Origin of the sequence: Shewanella sp. GutDb-MelDb (genome assembly GCF_002836075.1) — a bacterium.
Lineage (GTDB): Bacteria > Pseudomonadota > Gammaproteobacteria > Enterobacterales > Shewanellaceae > Shewanella.
Map to the genome: position 1 here is coordinate 1 of NZ_PJBM01000051.1, position 2,703 is coordinate 2,703.

General features: G+C 43.9%; 3 protein-coding genes. All 3 read left to right on the forward strand.

Features of this window, described 5'->3' with window-relative positions; translation table 11 throughout:
* The first annotated feature begins 183 nt into the window (after nt 1-183).
* The 3 genes from gloA (at nt 184) to CXF82_RS01130 (ending at nt 2,703) form a co-directional block, all read left to right on the forward strand.
* Nucleotides 184-573, forward strand: a complete 390-nt coding sequence (gloA, locus tag CXF82_RS01120; protein ID WP_102038143.1) for a lactoylglutathione lyase — start codon at nt 184-186, stop codon at nt 571-573.
* Nucleotides 574-577: 4 nt separating this feature from the next.
* Complete coding sequence (locus CXF82_RS01125) at nt 578-1,678, forward strand: alkene reductase (RefSeq protein WP_102043531.1); 1,101 nt, start codon at nt 578-580, stop codon at nt 1,676-1,678.
* Between the two features lie 164 nt (nt 1,679-1,842).
* Nucleotides 1,843-2,703 carry a DMT family transporter gene (locus tag CXF82_RS01130; RefSeq protein WP_101093041.1) on the forward strand — a complete coding sequence of 287 codons (861 nt, stop codon included), beginning with the start codon at nt 1,843-1,845 and terminating at the stop codon, nt 2,701-2,703.

Genomic DNA, 2,703 nt, shown 5'->3' on the forward strand with positions numbered 1-2,703 from the left:
ATTCAAACCATTCAAACCATTCAAAAACAATATTCATAAAAAATAATTATTAAATCAATAATTTTTGATAATTTTATGTTTACATTAATTCGCTATAAACTCTGTACATCGAAAATAAATCATCAAACCGCGCAACTCATACTGTTCACGTTCAAGTTCGTGAGGCGTTTCAAAAGGCAATATATGAAGTTTTTACACACCATGTTAAGAGTCACAGACCTTGAGACATCCATCGAGTTTTATACCAAGGTATTGGGTATGAAAGTACTAGAAAGAACAGACAACAGTGAGTACCGCTACACCTTGGTCTTTGTCGGGTACGAGGCTCAAGCCGATAGCACCACGATTGAGCTGACCTTTAACTGGGACACTAATGAGTACGAGATGGGCAACGCATTTGGTCATATTGCACTTGGTGTTGAAGACATTTATGCCGCGTGTAACAAGATTAAAGCACTTGGTGGCAATGTCACTCGTGAAGCCGGTCCCGTAAAAGGCGGCAATACTCATATCGCCTTCATAACCGATCCAGACGGTTACCAAATTGAACTCATTCAAGTTTCAGGAGAATAACTCTATGACTAATGCACTATTTCAACCAATCCAACTGGGTAAACTTGCGCTAAAAAACCGTATTGTTATGCCGCCGATGACTCGCTCTCGCGCTAGCCAACCTGGTAATGTCGCCAACCAAATGATGGCTGAGTATTATGCACAAAGAGCATCTGCCGGACTTATCGTTGCCGAAGGCACGCAAATTTCTGCAAATGGTCAAGGTTATGCATGGACACCTGGTATTTACAGCCCTGAGCAAATTACCGGCTGGAAGCTAGTGACTGATGCAGTGCACGCTAAAGAGGGCAAGATTTTTGCGCAGTTATGGCATGTTGGCCGAGTTACTCACCCTGACAACATTGGCGGTGAGCAACCTATTTCATCTTCAGCACATGCAGCTAAAAACGTAAAAGTATTTATCGATAATGGCACTGACGCACCAGGCTTTGTTGATATTGTTGAGCCACGCGCCATGACTAAAGCCGATATTGAACAGGTCGTTGGTCAATATCGTCAAGCGGCACTCAATGCTATTGAAGCAGGTTTTGATGGCATTGAACTGCACGCTGCAAATGGTTACTTGATCAACCAGTTTATTGATTCTGAAGCTAATCTTCGCACCGACGAGTACGGTGGTTCAATTGAAAACAGATTACGCTTTATGGCCGAAGTTGTTGCAGCGATGACTGATGCTATTGGCGCCGATCGCGTCGGTGTCCGTCTTGCTCCATTCACCTCACTCAACGGCACTGTTGATGCGACACCGGTTGAAACTTATACTGCTGCTGCTGCACTGCTCAATACACTCAACGTGGTTTACATCCACATTGCAGAAGTTGACTGGGACGATGCACCTGAAACTCCAAAAGAGTTTAAACCTGCAGTGCGCGCTGTATACCAAGGTGTGCTCATTTATGCGGGTCGTTACAACAGTGATAAAGGGGCAAAAGCGATTGAAGATGGCGTGACCGATATGGTTGGCTTTGGCCGTCCATTTGTGGCAAATCCGGATCTGCCAAATCGTATTAAAAATGGCTACCCATTAGCGCCTCACGATCCAAATACCCTGTTTGGTGGCACAGAGCAAGGATTAACGGACTATATAGAGTACAATCCGAGCTAAACCGCTTGTAGATTATTGGCCAGAGAGTATCTCCCGAAGCCATAATCTATCACAAGGTCTGCAAACGATACCCTACGGTTATGCACTGTGATGAATAGCGCTCGTAGGGTTAATACGTTACCTCCCAACATATTGTTCAAGAAGCAGAAACTGAAAGAATAACAATGAGAATACCAGCGCTGCGTGGAGAGATATTATTGTTGCTTGCGACCTTGCTTGCAGCTGTGGGTTGGATAGCCTCAAAACGTATCATTTTAGAAGTGCCTGGTGAGACGTTCATCACCGCACGTTTTCTACTTGCCAGTCTCATTTTACTGCCATTCTGTTACCAACGCATTCTCACTCTTACCCTTAAACAAGTTGCCTCAGTTTGTGCTGTAGGGCTTATTTTAGCGGCCTCTGTTCAAGTGTGGGTACACGCAGTATTTATCTCCAATACGCTAGCGGAAGGGGCTTTCATTATGAGTTTGGCGATGATTATTGCGCCAATCACCTCATGGTTACTGTTCCAAATAAGACCGAACCGTGCTTTTTGGATAGCCTTACCGATTGCCATCAGCGGCATGACATTGTTAACACTAGCCAATGGTTGGCAGGTAGAGCCTAGCCAATGGTATTTCCTGCTAGCATCGGCGTTACTGTCACTGCATTTTGTATTTAATAAAAAAATCCTAACCAGCATCAATCCACTGACCTCTATCTGCTTACAGTTGTTTATGGTCGGCATTAGCGGTGCATTTTCGGTCTTATTAACCTCCCCTGAAGCATTTGAGATCAACCGCGATATTATATTCTGGTTTGCTATTTCAACAGTGATCGCGACTGTCCTGCGTTATCTCATGCAAACCATCGGACAGTTTTCAGTGAAAATTGAAACGGCGTCGTTGATTATGATCTTGGAGCCTATCTGGACACTGATATTAAGTATGAGTGTGCTTGGGGAGGTTATAGAGACACAAAAGCTCATCGGCGGTGGCATTATTTTTTTATCATTGTTTGTCTACATCAAGTTGTCAAAAAGATAA

Bases quoted from the DNA above. Each gene is read 5' to 3' on its own strand.
- gloA (WP_102038143.1), top strand. From the start codon at position 184: ATGAAGTTTTTACACACCATGTTAAGAGTCACAGACCTTGAGACATCC.
- CXF82_RS01125 (WP_102043531.1), top strand. From the start codon at position 578: ATGACTAATGCACTATTTCAACCAATCCAACTGGGTAAACTTGCGCTA.
- CXF82_RS01130 (WP_101093041.1), top strand. From the start codon at position 1,843: ATGAGAATACCAGCGCTGCGTGGAGAGATATTATTGTTGCTTGCGACC.